Annotated in this window: 16 protein-coding genes; 11 read left to right on the top strand and 5 right to left on the bottom strand. The window is 69.7% G+C overall.

The features are described from left to right. Nucleotides 1-30: 30 nt before the first annotated feature. A complete protein-coding gene (gene tkt, locus ACIGXP_RS20835; RefSeq protein WP_399770239.1) occupies nucleotides 31-2,118 on the bottom strand; it encodes a transketolase in 2,088 nt (695 codons plus the stop codon). 391 nt (nucleotides 2,119-2,509) lie between these two features. Here tkt and ACIGXP_RS20840 point away from each other — a divergent pair, with 391 nt between their 5' ends. The 3 genes from ACIGXP_RS20840 to ACIGXP_RS20850 all read left to right on the top strand — a co-directional run bounded on the left by ACIGXP_RS20840 (nucleotide 2,510) and on the right by ACIGXP_RS20850 (nucleotide 5,146). Continuing rightward, nucleotides 2,510-3,499, top strand: a complete 990-nt coding sequence (locus tag ACIGXP_RS20840; RefSeq protein WP_399770526.1) for a heme o synthase — start codon at nucleotides 2,510-2,512, stop codon at nucleotides 3,497-3,499. A gap of 58 nt (nucleotides 3,500-3,557) precedes the next feature. Then, nucleotides 3,558-3,878: a hypothetical protein gene (locus tag ACIGXP_RS20845; protein ID WP_363217108.1), complete on the top strand. Its 321-nt coding sequence runs from the start codon at nucleotides 3,558-3,560 to the stop codon at nucleotides 3,876-3,878. Nucleotides 3,879-4,039: 161 nt separating this feature from the next. Continuing rightward, complete coding sequence (locus ACIGXP_RS20850; RefSeq protein ID WP_399770242.1) at nucleotides 4,040-5,146, top strand: amidohydrolase family protein; 1,107 nt, start codon at nucleotides 4,040-4,042, stop codon at nucleotides 5,144-5,146. A gap of 90 nt (nucleotides 5,147-5,236) precedes the next feature. Here ACIGXP_RS20850 and ACIGXP_RS20855 read toward each other — a convergent pair whose 3' ends face one another. From ACIGXP_RS20855 to ACIGXP_RS20870, 4 genes are all read right to left on the bottom strand, one after another. After that, complete coding sequence (locus ACIGXP_RS20855; RefSeq protein WP_399770529.1) at nucleotides 5,237-6,229, bottom strand: heme A synthase; 993 nt, start codon at nucleotides 6,227-6,229, stop codon at nucleotides 5,237-5,239. Between the two features lie 64 nt (nucleotides 6,230-6,293). Continuing rightward, entirely contained in the window at nucleotides 6,294-7,010 is a 717-nt protein-coding gene (locus ACIGXP_RS20860; protein ID WP_399770531.1) for an ABC transporter permease, read from the bottom strand. Nucleotides 7,011-7,063: 53 nt separating this feature from the next. Further along, the gene (locus tag ACIGXP_RS20865; RefSeq protein ID WP_363217105.1) at nucleotides 7,064-7,987 is read right to left on the bottom strand and encodes an ABC transporter ATP-binding protein; all 924 of its coding nucleotides are present in this window, start codon (nucleotides 7,985-7,987) and stop codon (nucleotides 7,064-7,066) included. Between the two features lie 31 nt (nucleotides 7,988-8,018). Next, on the bottom strand, nucleotides 8,019-8,834 hold the full coding sequence (locus ACIGXP_RS20870) for an aminoglycoside N(3)-acetyltransferase (protein WP_399770245.1): 816 nt from the start codon (nucleotides 8,832-8,834) through the stop codon (nucleotides 8,019-8,021). 183 nt (nucleotides 8,835-9,017) lie between these two features. Here ACIGXP_RS20870 and ACIGXP_RS20875 point away from each other — a divergent pair, with 183 nt between their 5' ends. From ACIGXP_RS20875 to ACIGXP_RS20910, 8 genes are read left to right on the top strand one after another with little or no spacing between them, the layout of a single operon-like run. Further along, a complete protein-coding gene (locus ACIGXP_RS20875; RefSeq protein ID WP_363217103.1) occupies nucleotides 9,018-9,752 on the top strand; it encodes a metalloregulator ArsR/SmtB family transcription factor in 735 nt (244 codons plus the stop codon). Then, nucleotides 9,749-11,170: a Fe-S cluster assembly protein SufB gene (sufB, locus tag ACIGXP_RS20880; protein ID WP_363217102.1), complete on the top strand. Its 1,422-nt coding sequence runs from the start codon at nucleotides 9,749-9,751 to the stop codon at nucleotides 11,168-11,170. The genes ACIGXP_RS20875 and sufB overlap by 4 nt, the downstream gene beginning before the upstream one ends. A 56-nt stretch (nucleotides 11,171-11,226) precedes the next feature. Further along, on the top strand, nucleotides 11,227-12,411 hold the full coding sequence (gene sufD / locus ACIGXP_RS20885; protein WP_399770250.1) for a Fe-S cluster assembly protein SufD: 1,185 nt from the start codon (nucleotides 11,227-11,229) through the stop codon (nucleotides 12,409-12,411). Continuing rightward, nucleotides 12,408-12,725: a non-heme iron oxygenase ferredoxin subunit gene (locus ACIGXP_RS20890; RefSeq protein ID WP_399770252.1), complete on the top strand. Its 318-nt coding sequence runs from the start codon at nucleotides 12,408-12,410 to the stop codon at nucleotides 12,723-12,725. The genes sufD and ACIGXP_RS20890 overlap by 4 nt, the downstream gene beginning before the upstream one ends. Before the next feature lie 7 nt (nucleotides 12,726-12,732). Next, nucleotides 12,733-13,497 carry a Fe-S cluster assembly ATPase SufC gene (sufC, locus tag ACIGXP_RS20895; RefSeq protein ID WP_360093029.1) on the top strand — a complete coding sequence of 255 codons (765 nt, stop codon included), beginning with the start codon at nucleotides 12,733-12,735 and terminating at the stop codon, nucleotides 13,495-13,497. After that, nucleotides 13,494-14,750 carry a cysteine desulfurase gene (locus ACIGXP_RS20900; protein WP_363217099.1) on the top strand — a complete coding sequence of 419 codons (1,257 nt, stop codon included), beginning with the start codon at nucleotides 13,494-13,496 and terminating at the stop codon, nucleotides 14,748-14,750. The genes sufC and ACIGXP_RS20900 overlap by 4 nt, the downstream gene beginning before the upstream one ends. Nucleotides 14,751-14,768: 18 nt before the next feature. Next, a complete protein-coding gene (sufU, locus tag ACIGXP_RS20905; RefSeq protein WP_076092461.1) occupies nucleotides 14,769-15,236 on the top strand; it encodes a Fe-S cluster assembly sulfur transfer protein SufU in 468 nt (155 codons plus the stop codon). Further along, complete coding sequence (locus ACIGXP_RS20910) at nucleotides 15,233-15,565, top strand: metal-sulfur cluster assembly factor (protein ID WP_030792219.1); 333 nt, start codon at nucleotides 15,233-15,235, stop codon at nucleotides 15,563-15,565. The genes sufU and ACIGXP_RS20910 overlap by 4 nt, the downstream gene beginning before the upstream one ends. Nucleotides 15,566-15,646 lie beyond the last annotated feature (81 nt).

The following is a 15,646-nucleotide window of genomic DNA, read 5'->3' on the forward strand; positions in this document are numbered from 1 at the left end:
ATTACATCTCCTACGTGTCGTATATGAGCGTCAGCGCTGGGCGGCGGTCAGGGATTCCCGGGCCTTGGCGGCCACGTTCTCCGCAGTGAAGCCGAACTCGCGGAAGAGGACCTTGCCGTCGGCCGAAGCACCGAAGTGCTCCAGGGAAACGATGCGGCCGGCATCCCCCACGTACTTGTGCCAGGTCAGCCCGATGCCCGCCTCGACGGCCACCCGGGCCTTGACGGACGGCGGCAGCACGGAGTCCCGGTACCCCTGGTCCTGCTGCTCGAACCACTCGACCGACGGCATGGACACGACCCGCGTGGGGACACCCTCGGCCTGCAGCTGCTTGCGCGCCTCGACGGCCACGTGCACCTCGGAACCGGTGGCGATCAGGATCACCTGCGGCTCGCCGCCGTCGGCCTCGAACAGCACATAGCCGCCGCGCGCCGCGTCCTCGTTGGGCTCGTAGGTCGGCACACCCTGACGGGTCAGCGCCAGGCCGTGCGGCTGGCCCTTGCCGAACTCCTTGGTGTAGCGCTTGAGGATCTCGCGCCAGGCGATCGCGGTCTCGTTGGCGTCGGCCGGGCGGACGATGTTCAGGCCCGGGATGGCGCGCAGCGAGGCGAGGTGCTCGACGGGCTGGTGGGTGGGGCCGTCCTCGCCCAGGCCGATGGAGTCGTGCGTCCACACGTACGTCACCGGCAGGTGCATCAGGGCCGACAGGCGCACCGCGTTGCGCATGTAGTCGGAGAAGACGAGGAAGGTGCCGCCGTAGATACGGGTGTTCCCGTGCAGGGCGATGCCGTTCATCTCGGCGCCCATGGAGTGCTCACGGATGCCGTAGTGGATCGTGCGACCGTACGGGTTCGCCTCGGGCAGCGGGTTGCCCTCGGGCAGGAAGGAGCTGTCCTTGTCGATGGTGGTGTTGTTCGACCCGGCCAGGTCGGCGGAGCCGCCCCACAGCTCGGGGATCACCGCGCCCAGCGCCTGCAGCACCTTGCCGGAGGCGGCGCGCGTGGCGATGCTCTTGCCGGGCTCGAAGACCGGGATCTTCTCCTCCCAGCCGGCGGGCAGCTCACCGGCGCTGATGCGGTCGAACTCCGCCGCGCGCTCCGGGTTGGCGTCGCGCCACAGCTGCAGGGACTTCTCCCACTCGGCCTTCGCCTGGGCGCCGCGCTCCAGGGCCTTGCGGGTGTGCGCGATCACCTCGTCCTCGACCTGGAAGTGCTGCTCGGGGTCGAAGCCGAGGACGCGCTTGGTGGCCGCGACCTCCTCGTCGCCCAGCGCCGAGCCGTGCGCGGCCTCGGTGTTCTGCGCGTTCGGGGCGGGCCAGGCGATGATGGAGCGCATCGCGATGAAGGAGGGCCGGTCGGTGACGGCCTTCGCCTCCTGGACGGCGGCGTAGATCGCGGCCGGGTCCAGGTCGCCGTTGGCCTGGGCCTCCACCCGCTGCACATGCCAGCCGTACGCCTCGTACCGCTTGACGGTGTCCTCGGAGACGGCCGTCTCGGTGTCGCCCTCGATCGAGATGTGGTTGTCGTCCCACAGCAGGATCAGATTGCCCAGCTTCTGGTGCCCGGCCAGCGAGGACGCCTCGGCCGAGATGCCCTCCTGCAGACAGCCGTCACCGGCGATGCAGTAGACGAAGTGGTCGAAGGGGGACTCGCCCTGCGGGGTCTCGGGGTCGAACAGGCCGCGCTCGTAGCGGGCGGCCATCGCCATGCCCACCGCGTTGGCCACACCCTGGCCGAGCGGACCGGTCGTGGTCTCGACGCCCTTGGTGTGGCCGTACTCCGGGTGACCGGGGGTCTTGGAGCCCCACGTCCGGAACGCCTTCAGATCGTCCAGCTCCAGGCCGAAGCCGGCCAGGTACAGCTGGGTGTAGAGGGTCAGGGACGAGTGGCCGGCGGACAGCACGAAGCGGTCGCGCCCCACCCACTCGGGATCGGCCGGGTCGTGCCGCATCACCTTCTGGAAGAGGGTGTAGGCGGCCGGAGCCAGGCTCATCGCCGTACCGGGATGGCCGTTGCCGACCTTCTGTACGGCATCGGCGGCCAGGACACGGGCGGTGTCCACGGCCCGCTGGTCCAGCTCGGTCCACTCAAGGTCTGTGGTGGTCGGCTTGGTGCTCACCCTGGGTCAGGGCTCCTCTCCACATGTCGGTCGCCGGTCTTCGGGGCGTGCGCCCACCCGGCTGCCGGTGCACTGCGTGCCCACCGGCCGGGGTCGAGCCTACCCCCGTGAGGACGTGCATTTTTTCGAGTGTTTCCAGACTGCCGGGAGTCCATCGGATCCGCCTCCCGACTGGCCGAGCGCCGTATTCGGCACATGAATACGGACGCTGACATCTGAGCGCTCAATCGAGTGCCGGGGCGTCTCTTATGGGGCTCCTCCCATGGGGGCTGTCAACACGACCCCACCCCCGCGAAGGACGGGGTATGGGCAACGTCTAAAGTGGCGTGGTACGCGCGAGCCTTTACCGGGACTTCACACGGGGAGGCTTGCTGGGATGTCTCTGTCAGGGGTGTGCGTGACGGCCGTCGAATCCCGTCCTGGGGGCACCTCCCAGGCCCTTAAGGCTCTGGGGGAGGGCGCGCTCGGTAGTGCGAGTCAGGGCCCGGTTCACCGGCCGTTCGGGGCCCGTGTCAAGGCGTTCGTGGCTCTGACCAAGCCGCGGATCATCGAGCTGCTGCTCATCACCACCGTTCCGGTGATGTTCCTGGCGCAGCAGGGCGTGCCGGACCTCAAGCTGGTCCTGCTCACCTGCATCGGCGGCTACCTGTCCGCGGGCGGCGCCAACGCGCTCAACATGTACATCGACCGGGACATCGACGCCCTGATGGACCGCACCTCGCAGCGGCCACTGGTGACCGGCATGGTCAGCCCACCCGAGTGCCTGGCCTTCGGCATCACCCTGGCGGTCGTGTCGACGCTGCTGTTCGGATTCACCGTCAACTGGCTGTCCGCCTGGCTCTCCCTCGGCGCACTCCTCTTCTACGTCGTCGTCTACACGATGATCCTCAAACGGCGTACGTCGCAGAACATCGTGTGGGGCGGCATCGCCGGCTGCCTCCCGGTGCTCATCGGCTGGTCCTCGGTCACGAACTCGATGTCCTGGGCGCCGGTCATCCTCTTCCTCGTCATGTTCTTCTGGACGCCGCCGCACTACTGGCCGCTGTCCATGAAGGTCAAGGAGGACTACGCGCGCGTGGGCGTGCCGATGCTCCCCGTGATCGCCTCCAACAAGGTCGTCGCCCGGCAGATCGTCATCTACAGCTGGGTGATGGTCCTGGTCTCCCTGCTCCTCACCCCGCTCGGCTACACCGGCTGGTTCTACACGGTGGTCGCCCTGGCGGCCGGCGGCTTCTGGCTGTGGGAGGCGCACGGGCTGCAGAACCGGGCGAAGGCCGAGGTGACGGGCGCGAAGCTGAAGGAGATGCGGCTGTTCCACTGGTCGATCACCTATGTGTCGATCCTGTTCGTCGCGGTCGCGGTGGACCCGTTCCTGCGCTGACACACGTCACACGGGCCTGCTCTCGCCAGTCGATCTACTCATGAGTAGCATCCTGGGCATGGCAGACACGCAGCAGGTTGACCCGAAGGCCGAGCGCAAGGCGACGAAGCTCGCCCACCAGATCAGCACCTTCGCCAAGGCCCACGGCGGCGCCGAGGGCCAGGTGGCCAACATCGGCGAACGCGGCGCGCGGATCGTGCTCGTCGGCGAGGACGGCAGCTGGGGCGACCTGGTGGCCCCCAGCACGCAGATCGCCGAGCAGGCGGTGGAGAAGGCCGGCATCACCGTCCACGAGTCCTTCGACGGGGAGTTCGCGGCGAAGGTGACGACGGGCGCGTACGAGTGGAAGAGGATGGCCGGCATTCAGGTGGGCGGCTGAACGACGCGCTCCGAAGGGGGCGCGAAGAACTGCGCGATCCCCTTCGGGACGACCCGCGGCCGCCGAACTGCAAACAGTCCCGAGCTCATCCGCGACCTCACACCCCGTTCGCCCGTTAGGCCCGTCGAAGCCAGCGCACGCGGGGAGGCGGGGAGGCCCGGATGATCGAAACGCCGTCCCTCGTGGACCAGTACTGCCACGGCGTACTGCGGACGGAGCTGGGCCTCGGCACCTTCGAGGCCCAGCTGGCCCGCACCGAGGGCCCACCCGCGGCCGGCACCACCCTCTTCGACACCCAGACGGGCTTCGCCGTACGGCGCTGGTGCCCGCCCCTGCTCGGCCTGGAACCGCACTGTCCGCCCGCCCGCTATCTGGCCCGGCGCCGAGAACTGGGTGTCCTGGAAACGGGCCGCCGGCTGCTGCGCGGCAGCGGCATCACCACGTACCTGGTCGACACCGGTCTGCCCGGCGATCTCACCGGCCCCGCCGAGATGGCCTGTGACGGAGACGCCCAGGCCCGCGAGATCGTCCGGCTGGAGCTGCTCGCGGAGCAGGTCGCCGACACCTCCGGCACCGTCGAGTCCTTTCTCGCCAACCTCGCCGAGTCCGTGCACGGAGCCGCCGCGCACGCCGTCGCCTTCACCTCCGTCGCCGGCCTCAGACACGGCCTCGCCCTCGCGCCCGAGCCGCCGGGACCGGGTGAGGTGCGCGGCGCTGCGGGCCGCTGGCTGGCAGGGCGGCGGGTCGGCGGGACGCTCAGCGACCCCGTGCTGCTACGGCACCTGCTGTGGATCGCGGTCGCCTCGGGCCTGCCCCTGCAGCTGCACGCCGGGCTCGGCGAGCCGGGCGCCCGCATCGACCGCACCGACCCCGTGCTGCTCACCGACTTCGTCCGGGCCACGGCCGGTCTCGGCACCGATCTGATCCTGCTGCACGGCTATCCGTACCACCGGCACGCCGCCCATCTGGCCGGGGTCTTCCCGCACGTCTACGCCGACTCCGGCGCCGCACTGGTGCGTACCGGCGCCCGCGCGGCCACGGTCCTCGCCGAGATCCTGGAGCTGGCCCCGTTCGGCAAGATCCTCTTCTCCACCGGCGCCCACGGTCTGCCCGAGCTGCACGTCGTCGGCGCCCGCCTTTTCCGCGAGGCCCTGAGCCGGATCCTGGGCACCTGGGTCGCCGACGGCGCCTGGTCGCTGGACGACGCCCAGCGGGTGGCCCGGATGGTCGCGGCGGACAATGCACGCCGGGTCTACGGACTGGGGTGAGCCGTCCGGCGCGGGCCGGGGAGGCCGCAGCGACTCGGATCCGACCGCCGTACCGCCGGGGCCGCCGTGCCTCGGGCCCCTACGCGTGACTCACACGCGCGTGCCCACCGCCACCTCGGCCGCGGGGCCGGGCAGGCCGAGGGCGGCCTCAGGGCGTTCGCGGAGCGACAGCAGGACGCGCAGCACACCGATCCACACCAGGCAGGAGCCGAACATGTGCAGCGCGACCAGCAGCTCGGGCAGATGCGTGAAGTACTGCACGTAACCGATCACGCCCTGACCGAGCAGGATCAGGAACAGCTCGCGCGTGCGCGCCAGCGGCCCCCTCGGCGCGTCCACCGCCTTCAGTACGAACCACAGGGCGAACGTCAGCGTCACCACGATCCATGCGAGCACCGCGTGCAGCTTGGCCACGGTCTCCCAGTCGACGGGGATCCGCTTGACCTCGCTGGAGTCACCCGCGTGCGGACCGGCCCCGGTCACCGCCGTGCCGGCGACGACGAGCAGCAGGGACGCGGCCACCAGGAACCACACCAGCTGCTGTACGGCCTTGCCGACCAGCGGCCGGGGCGCTTCGTCGCCCTCGCGGGTGCGCTGCCACATCACCGCGGCGACCGCGACCAGAGCCGTCGCCGACAGGAAGTGGACCGCGACGGTGTACGGGTTGAGCCCCACCAGCACCACGATGCCGCCGATGACCGCGTTGCTCATCACCAGCCAGAACTGCGCCCAGCCCAGCCGGGTCAGGCTGCGCCGGTACGGCTTCTCGGAGCGCGCGGCGATGATCGCCCAGCCGACCGCGGCGCACAGCACGTACGTCAGCATCCGGTTGCCGAACTCGATCGCGCTGTGGTAGCTCAGCGCGTTCGTCGGTGTGAGCGAGCCGTCGGTGCACTCGGGCCAGGTCGGGCAGCCGAGGCCCGAGGCGGTCAACCGGACGACACCGCCGGTGACGACGATGACCACCGACATCACGAGCGCGGCGAGGGCCGCCCGCTGGACGGTCCGGGGCTGCGGGGTCCAGCGGTCGGCGATGAAGGCGAGCGGGTTGCGCAGGGCCGCTACGGCGTCGGCGGGGTTCAGCTTGGGCACGCCCCCATGGTAGGCCGCCGCTTGTGCACGCTTTCACGAGGGTCGCCGTGGCGGCTCACTCCCAGCGGAAGAACTTTCCTGCGGCGGCCAGCCCGAGGACCGCCCACACGGCCAGGATCCCCAGGTCGCCCCAGGGCATCCCGGCCCCCTGCCGGAGCACGTCCCGCAGCCCGTCCGACAGGGCGGAGATGGGCAGCAGACCGAGGACGTGCTGCCCGGCCGACCCGAACTTCTCCAGCGGCACGATGACGCCGCCGCCGACGAGCAGCAGCAGGAAGACCAGGTTGGCGGCGGCCAGCGTCGCCTCCGCCTTCAGCGTGCCCGCCATCAGCAGTCCGAGCCCGGAGAAGGCGGCCGTACCGAGGACGAGGAGCAGCAGGACGGCGGCGGGGTTGCCGTGCGGGGACCAGCCCAGCGCGAAGGCGATCACCGTCAGCAGGATCACCTGGAGAACCTCGGTGACCAGCACGGACGCCGTCTTCGCGGTCATCAGGCCCCAGCGGGGGAGCGGTGAGGAGGCGAGCCGCTTGAGCACGCCGTAGCGGCGCTCGAAGCCGGTCGCGATGGCCTGCCCGGTGAACGCCGTCGACATCACGGCCAGCGCCAGGATGCCGGGGGCCAGGAAGTCCACCGCCTCGCCCCTGCCGGTGTCCACGATGTCCACGGAGCTGAAGAGCACCAGCAACAGCGTCGGGATGACGACCGTCAGCAGCAGCTGCTCGCCGTTGCGCAGCAGCATCTTCGTCTCCAGCGCCGCCTGCGCCGCGATCATGCGGGGCAGGGGCGCCGCGCCCGGCTTGGGGGCGTACGTACCGGTCGTCGTCGTCACGAGCGCAGCTCCTTGCCGGTGAGCTCCAGAAAAACGTCCTCCAGCGTGTGCCGTTCCACCGAGATCCGGTCCGGCATCACTCCGTGCTGGGCGCACCAGGAGGTCACGGTGGCCAGCAGCTGCGGGTCGACCTTGCCGACGACCCGGTAGCTGCCCGGGGTCAGTTCGGCGGCCGTGCAGTCGGCCGGGAGTGCCTTCAGCAGGGAGCCCACGTCGAGGCCGGGGCGGCCGGTGAAGCGCAGGGTGTTCTCGGCGCCGCCCTTGCACAGCTCCTCCGGAGAGCCCTGGGCGATGACCCGGCCGCCGTCGATGATCGCCACGTCGTCGGCGAGCTGCTCGGCCTCTTCCATGTAGTGCGTGGTGAGGATCACCGAGACACCGTCGGCGCGCAGGTCCTTCACCAGGTCCCAGGTGGCCCGGCGGGCCTGCGGGTCGAGGCCGGCCGTCGGCTCGTCCAGGAAGACCAGCTCCGGGCGCCCCACGACGGCCATGGCGAGCGCGAGCCGCTGCTGCTGGCCACCGGACAGCCGCCGGTAGCCGGTCCGCCCGCAGCTGCCGAGCCCCAGCCGCTCGATCAGCGCGTCCACGTCCAGCGGATACGCGTGCATCCTGGCCACGTGCCGCAGCATCTCGTCGGCCCGGGCGCCGGAGTACACACCGCCGGACTGGAGCATCACGCCGATACGGGGGCGCAGCTCGGCGGACTGGCGCACGGGGTCGAGGCCCAGGACGCGCACCGTGCCGGAATCCGGCTTCCGGTACCCCTCGCAGGTCTCGACCGTGGTCGTCTTCCCCGCCCCGTTGGGACCGAGTACGGCGGTCACACCCGCCCTGGCCACCAGGTCGAGGCCGTCCACCGCGGTCTTTGTGCCGTACCGCTTCACCAGGGCCTGGACCTGGACCACGGGCTCACTTCGCATGACCCCAGAGTCTAGGGAGACGCCGGACCGCTCAGGCGCGGGGGTGCGGGAAGTCCTCCTCATGGGGCCGGTGCAGCGGAAGCCACCGCTCCGCGTAGGCCACGGCGTCCGCGACCGGAAACAGTCGCACGTCGGCGGCGCCCACCGTGCCGCGCACGACGGGCCGGTCCCGTTCGAAGTCGTGCCCCAGCTCGTCGAACCGGTCGGAGCTGATCGAGACCTCGACGACCATCTCCCAGCCACCGCCGGGGGCGGGCCGGCCGACCTCGACGCGCGGCGCGGGTATGCGGTATTCCGCCAGGTGGAAGGCCGTGCAGGAGTCGTATCCGGCCCCGAGCAGCAGCACCCGGGCACCGAGCTTCTCCAGCCGGGCCAGCGGGCTGCGCTCACCCAGCCGGCAGTCGGGCGCGTGGCCGTCGGTGATCTCGCGCGCGTGCGGGCCGATCGCCGCGAACGAGGTCTGCGGGTGCGCGCTGCGCAGGGCGCCGGGCCAGGTGCGTACGGTCTCGGGGATCACGCCGACGCCACGGGTGGGGGTGATCGACGGGTCGTAGGCGGGCATGGTGGCGCGGATGCGGTCCCACCAGTCCTCGGGCACCGGCGGGTTCTGCCACACCGCCGGATCGGACAGGTCGCCGGTCTGGGTGGGCACCACGAGCGTGCCCGAACGGCCGAGGGCGTCCAGAATTCCGTGGACGACCGCGACCGAGCCTCCGTTGACCCAGCCGAGGGAGCTGAGCGAGGTGTGGACGAGGACGGTCTCGCCGGTCTCGACACCCAGCAGACGCAGCTGCGCGGCGATGGTGTCGCGGGTGACAAGAGGGCCGGTCGGAGGGGGTATGGGCATGGTTCGCGAGTCTCGCCGACGGACCCCTGCGCCGCCACTGCTTTCCTGCTCGCCCCACGCCGGATGATCGATCAGAAGATCGTTTCCGCAGGTCACATTAGGTATGCCTAAGTGACGCAGGGCACCGCCCGATGATCCGGACGGCGCTTGTCAGGCTCTGAGGAATTACGCAACAATGGCGTTGTGAAAAACGTCGGCGAGGCTCGGGAGACCCCCCTGGGGGCCCCACAGGAGGAACTCGCGACCGGTGAGCGCTCCACGCGCAACCGCGTCGCGCGATCCATCCTGGACCACGGCCCGTCGACCGTCGCCGAGCTCGCCGGCCGGCTGGGACTGACCCAGGCGGCCGTCCGGCGTCACCTGGACGCACTGGTCGCCGACGACGTCGTGGAGGCCCGCGAACAGCGCGTGTACGGCGCGCGCACGCGTGGCCGCCCCGCCAAGGTCTTCGCGCTCACCGACTGCGGCCGCGACGCCTTCGACCAGTCGTACGACAAGCTCGCCGTGGACGCGCTCCGCTGGATCGCCGAGCAGGGGGGCGGCCCCGAGGCGGTCGCCGCCTTCGCCCGCGCCCGGATCGCCGCCCAGGCGAGCGCGTACCGCGAGGCGATCGAGGCCGTGACGCCCGACAAGCGCGCGGAAGCGCTGGCCAAGGCCTTGAGCGTGGACGGGTACGCTGCTACGGCGCGCAGCGCACCGGTCGGCGAGCAGCTGTGCCAGCACCACTGCCCGGTCGCCCATGTCGCGGAGCAGTTCCCCCAGCTGTGCGAGGCGGAGACGGAGATCTTCGCCGAGCTGCTGGGTACCCACGTCCAGCGACTGGCGACCATCGCGCACGGCGACGGCGTCTGCACGACGTTCATCCCCAAGACATCCACTGACGCACCTGCAAGCACGGCCGGGAGGAACCCCGCATGACTCTCCCCACGGAGACTGCCCACCCCGAACTCGAGGGCCTGGGCAAGTACGAATACGGCTGGGCCGACTCCGACGTGGCCGGTGCCTCCGCCAGGCGTGGCCTGAACGAGGAGGTCGTCCGCGACATCTCCGGCAAGAAGTCGGAGCCGGAGTGGATGACCAAGCTGCGCCTGAAGGGCCTGAAGCTCTTCGAGAAGAAGCCGATGCCGAACTGGGGCTCCGACCTCTCGGGCATCGACTTCGACAACATCAAGTACTTCGTGCGCTCCACGGAGAAGCAGGCGGAGTCCTGGGAGGACCTGCCCGAGGACATCAAGAACACCTACGACAAGCTGGGCATCCCGGAGGCCGAGAAGCAGCGCCTGGTCGCCGGCGTCGCCGCCCAGTACGAGTCGGAGGTCGTCTACCACCAGATCCGTGAGGACCTGGAGGAGCAGGGCGTCATCTTCCTCGACACCGACACCGCGCTGAAGGAGCACCCGGAGCTCTTCAAGGAGTACTTCGGGACCGTCATCCCCGCCGGTGACAACAAGTTCGCGGCCCTGAACACCGCCGTGTGGTCCGGCGGCTCCTTCATCTACGTCCCGCCGGGCGTCCACGTCGAGATCCCGCTCCAGGCCTACTTCCGGATCAACACCGAGAACATGGGCCAGTTCGAGCGGACCCTGATCATCGTCGACGAGGGTGCCTACGTGCACTACGTCGAGGGTTGTACGGCCCCGATCTACAAGTCGGACTCGCTGCACTCCGCGGTCGTCGAGATCATCGTCAAGAAGAACGCCCGCTGCCGCTACACGACCATCCAGAACTGGTCGAACAACGTCTACAACCTGGTCACCAAGCGCGCCGTGGCCTACGAGGGCGCGACCATGGAGTGGATCGACGGCAACATCGGCTCCAAGGTGACGATGAAGTACCCGGCCGTCTACCTGATGGGCGAGCACGCCAAGGGCGAGACCCTCTCCATCGCCTTCGCGGGCGAGGGCCAGCACCAGGACGCCGGCTCCAAGATGGTCCACATGGCGCCGAACACGTCCTCCAACATCGTCTCCAAGTCGGTGGCGCGCGGTGGCGGCCGTACCTCGTACCGCGGTCTGGTCGAGATCGGCGAGGGCGCTGCCGGATCGAAGTCGAACGTGCTGTGCGACGCGCTGCTCGTCGACACGATCTCCCGCTCCGACACCTACCCCTACGTGGACGTCCGCGAGGACGACGTGTCCATGGGCCACGAGGCGACCGTCTCCAAGGTCTCCGAGGACCAGCTCTTCTACCTGATGAGCCGCGGTCTGACCGAGTTCGAGGCGATGGCGATGATCGTGCGCGGCTTCGTCGAGCCGATCGCCAAGGAGCTGCCCATGGAGTACGCCCTGGAGCTCAACCGGCTGATCGAGCTGCAGATGGAAGGCGCGGTCGGTTAAGACCCGCCCCGTCGGTCAGCACACGTCTTACTCAGAAAGCGAGCACTACGACAGCCATGGCTGAGGCTCAGAACATCCCGGTGGGCTCCACCACCGCCGGCCAGATCGCGGTGGCCGCCGAGTCGACCGTCGCCACCCGCATGAGCGCGCCCCCGTCCTTCGACGTGGCGGACTTCCCGGTCCCCCACGGCCGCGAGGAGGAGTGGCGGTTCACCCCGCTGGAGCGCCTGCGCGGGCTGCACGACGGCACCGCCGTGGCGAACGGCGGCGGCGTGAAGGTGGACGTCCAGGCCCCCGAGGGCGTGACCGTCGAGACCGTCGGCCGCGACGACGCCCGCATCGGCAGGGCCGGCACCCCGGTGGACCGTGTCGCCGCCCAGGCGTACTCGGCCTTCGAGCAGGCCGGCGTGGTCACCGTCCCCAAGGAGACGGTGCTCACCGAGCCGATCCGCATCGCCGTGCACGGCGAGGGCGGGGTCGCCTACGGCCACCAGGTGATCGAGCTGGGCGCCTTCGCCGAGGCCGTCGTGGTCATCGACCACACCGGTGACGCGGTGCTCGCCGCCAACGTCGACTACGTCCTCGGCGACGGGGCGAAGCTGACCGTCGTCTCCGTCCAGGACTGGGACGACAAGGCCGTCCACGTCGCCCAGCACAACGCGCTGGTCGGCCGGGACGCCTCCTTCAAGTCCGTGGTCGTCACCTTCGGCGGCGACGTCGTACGCCTGCACCCGCGCGTCACCTACGCGGGCACCGGCGGCGAGGCCGAGCTGTTCGGCCTGTACTTCACCGACGCCGGGCAGCACCAGGAGCACCGCCTGCTGGTCACCCACAACACCCCGCACTGCAAGTCGAACGTCGTCTACAAGGGCGCGCTCCAGGGCGACGACGCGCACGCGGTCTGGATCGGCGACGTGCTCATCGAGGCCAAGGCCGAGGGCACCGACACCTACGAGATGAACCGCAACCTGGTCCTCACCGACGGCGCGCGCGTCGACTCGGTGCCGAACCTGGAGATCGAGACCGGCGAGATCGTCGGCGCCGGCCACGCCTCCGCCACCGGCCGCTTCGACGACGAGCAGCTCTTCTACCTGATGGCCCGCGGCATCCCGCAGCACGAGGCCCGCCGCCTGGTGGTCCGCGGCTTCTTCGCCGAGCTGGTCCAGCAGATCGGTGTCGCCGACATCGAGGAGCGTCTGCTCGCCAAGATCGAGGTGGAGCTGGAGGCTTCGGTCGCATGACCTTCGTACGCGCCTGTGCGCTGAGCGAGCTGGAAGAGGACACCCCGAAGCGGGTGGAACTCGACGGCACGCCGGTCTCGGTCGTCAAGACCGAGGGCGAGGTGTTCGCGATCTACGACATCTGCTCCCACGCGAACGTCTCGCTGTCCGAGGGCGAGGTGGAGGACTGCCAGATCGAGTGCTGGCTGCACGGCTCCTCCTTCGACCTCCGCACCGGCAAGCCGTCCGGCCTCCCGGCCACGCGCCCCGTCCCCGTATACCCCGTAAAGATCGAAGGGGACGACGTTCTCGTCTCCCTCTCCCAGGAGTCCTGAGGCACCCATGGCAACGCTTGAAATCCGAGACCTGCACGTCACCGTCGAGGCCGACAACGCCACGAAGGAGATCCTCAAGGGCGTCGACCTCACCGTGAAGCAGGGCGAGACGCACGCCATCATGGGCCCCAACGGCTCGGGCAAGTCGACCCTCGCCTACTCGCTCGCGGGTCACCCGAAGTACACGATCACCGAGGGCACCGTGCTGCTCGACGGCGAGGACGTCCTGGAGATGTCCGTCGACGAGCGCGCCCGCGCGGGCCTGTTCCTGGCGATGCAGTACCCGGTCGAGGTCCCCGGCGTCTCGGTCTCCAACTTCCTGCGCACCTCCGCCACCGCCATCCGCGGCGAGGCCCCCAAGCTGCGCACCTGGGTGAAGGAGGTCAAGGAGGCCATGGAGCGCCTCAACATGGACCCGTCCTTCGCCGAGCGCAACGTCAACGAGGGCTTCTCCGGCGGTGAGAAGAAGCGCCACGAGATCCTCCAGCTGGAGCTCCTCAAGCCGAAGGTCGCGATCCTGGACGAGACGGACTCGGGTCTGGACGTCGACGCCCTGCGGATCGTGTCGGAGGGCGTCAACCGCGTCCGCGAGACCGGCGAGGTCGGCACCCTGCTGATCACGCACTACACGCGCATCCTGCGCTACATCAAGCCCGACTTCGTCCACGTCTTCTCCGCCGGCCGGATCGTCGAGTCCGGCGGCGCCGAGCTCGCCGACAAGCTGGAGGACGAGGGCTACGAGGCATACACGAAGGGTGGCGCATCCGCGTGACACAGCTGCCGGGCCTCCTCGACACCGAGGCGATCCGCAAGGACTTCCCCGTCCTGGACCGAGTCGTCCACGACGGCAAGAAGCTCGTGTACCTGGACAACGCGGCGACCAGCCAGAAGCCGCGCCAGGTGCTGGACGCCCTGAGCGAGTACTACGAGCGCTACAACGCCAACGTCCACCGCGGTGTGCATGTGCTCGCCGAGGAGGCCACGGCGCTGTACGAGGGCGCGCGCGACAAGGTCGCCGCGTTCATCAACGCGCCGAGCCGCGACGAGGTGATCTTCACCAAGAACGCCTCCGAGTCGCTGAACCTCGTGGCGAACATGCTGGGCTGGGCCGAGGAGCCCTACCGCGTGGACCACGAGACCGAGATCGTCATCACGGAGATGGAGCACCACTCCAACATCGTGCCGTGGCAGCTGCTCGCCCAGCGCACCGGCGCGAAGCTGAAGTGGTTCGGCCTCACGGACGACGGCCGGCTCGACCTGTCCAACATCGACGAGATCATCACGGAGAAGACGAAGATCGTCTCCTTCGTGCTGGTGTCGAACATCCTGGGCACCGTCAACCCGGTCGAGGCGATAGTGCGCCGCGCCCAGGAGGTCGGCGCGCTGGTCTGCGTCGACGCCTCCCAGGCCGCCCCGCACATGCCGCTGGACGTGCAGGCCCTGCAGGCCGACTTCGTGGCCTTCACCGGCCACAAGATGTGCGGCCCGACCGGCATCGGCGTCCTGTGGGGACGCCAGGAGCTGCTGGAGGACCTGCCCCCGTTCCTCGGCGGCGGCGAGATGATCGAGACGGTCTCGATGCACTCGTCGACGTACGCCCCGGCGCCGCACAAGTTCGAGGCGGGCACCCCGCCGATCGCGCAGGCGGTCGGGCTGGGTGCGGCGATCGACTACCTCCAGTCGATCGGCATGGACAAGATCCTCGCCCATGAGCACGCGCTCACCGAGTACGCGGTGCAGAAGCTGAGCGAGGTCCCGGACCTCCGGATCATCGGCCCGACCACGGCCGAGGACCGGGGCGCCGCGATCTCCTTCACGCTCGGCGACATCCACCCGCACGACGTCGGCCAGGTCCTCGACGAGCAGGGCATCGCGGTCCGCGTCGGCCACCACTGCGCCCGCCCCGTCTGCCTCCGCTACGGAATTCCTGCGACCACGCGAGCGTCGTTCTATCTGTACTCCACGCCGGCCGAGATCGATGCACTGGTCGAGGGGCTGGAGCACGTTCGGAACTTCTTCGGCTGAGGGACGTGAGCTGAGACCGTGAAGCTGGATTCGATGTACCAGGAAGTCATCCTGGACCACTACAAGAACCCGCACGGGCGTGGTCTGAGGGATGGCGACGCCGAGGTACACCACGTGAACCCGACGTGCGGCGACGAGATCACCCTCCGCGTGAAGTACGACGGCACCAAGATCGCGGATGTCTCGTACGAGGGCCAGGGCTGCTCCATCAGCCAGGCGAGCGCCTCCGTCCTCAACGAACTCCTCGTCGGCAAGGACCTGACCGAGGCGCAGAAGATCCAGGAGACCTTCCTGGAGCTGATGCAGTCCAAGGGCCGGATCGAGCCGGACGACGCGATGGAGGACATCCTGGAGGACGCGGTCGCGTTCGCCGGTGTCTCCAAATACCCCGCGCGGGTCAAGTGCGCCCTCCTGAGCTGGATGGCGTGGAAGGACGCGACGGCCCAGGCGCTGGGTGGCGCCGACGCCGAAAGGAAGACGGCATGACCGACACCGCTGAGATGAAGCCGGCATCGGAGGAGGAGCTCCGCGAGGCCCTGATGGACGTCGTCGACCCCGAGCTGGGCATCGACGTCGTCAACCTCGGCCTGATCTACGGCATCCACATCGACGACTCGAACATCGCGACCGTCGACATGACCCTGACCTCCGCGGCCTGCCCGCTGACGGACGTCATCGAGGACCAGGCCAAGTCCGCCACGGACGGCCTCGTCAACGAGCTGCGCATCAACTGGGTCTGGATGCCCCCGTGGGGCCCGGACAAGATCACGGACGACGGCCGCGAGCAGCTTCGGGCGCTCGGGTTCAACGTCTGAGACCCCGGGCGTCCGGGACAGAGCCTGCGCAAGGGGCCACGGCAGCACGCCGTGGCCCCTTTTCCTGCGCTCAGGGCGGCC

Source organism: Streptomyces sp. NPDC053069, assembly GCF_044546895.1.
Lineage (GTDB): Bacteria > Actinomycetota > Actinomycetes > Streptomycetales > Streptomycetaceae > Streptomyces.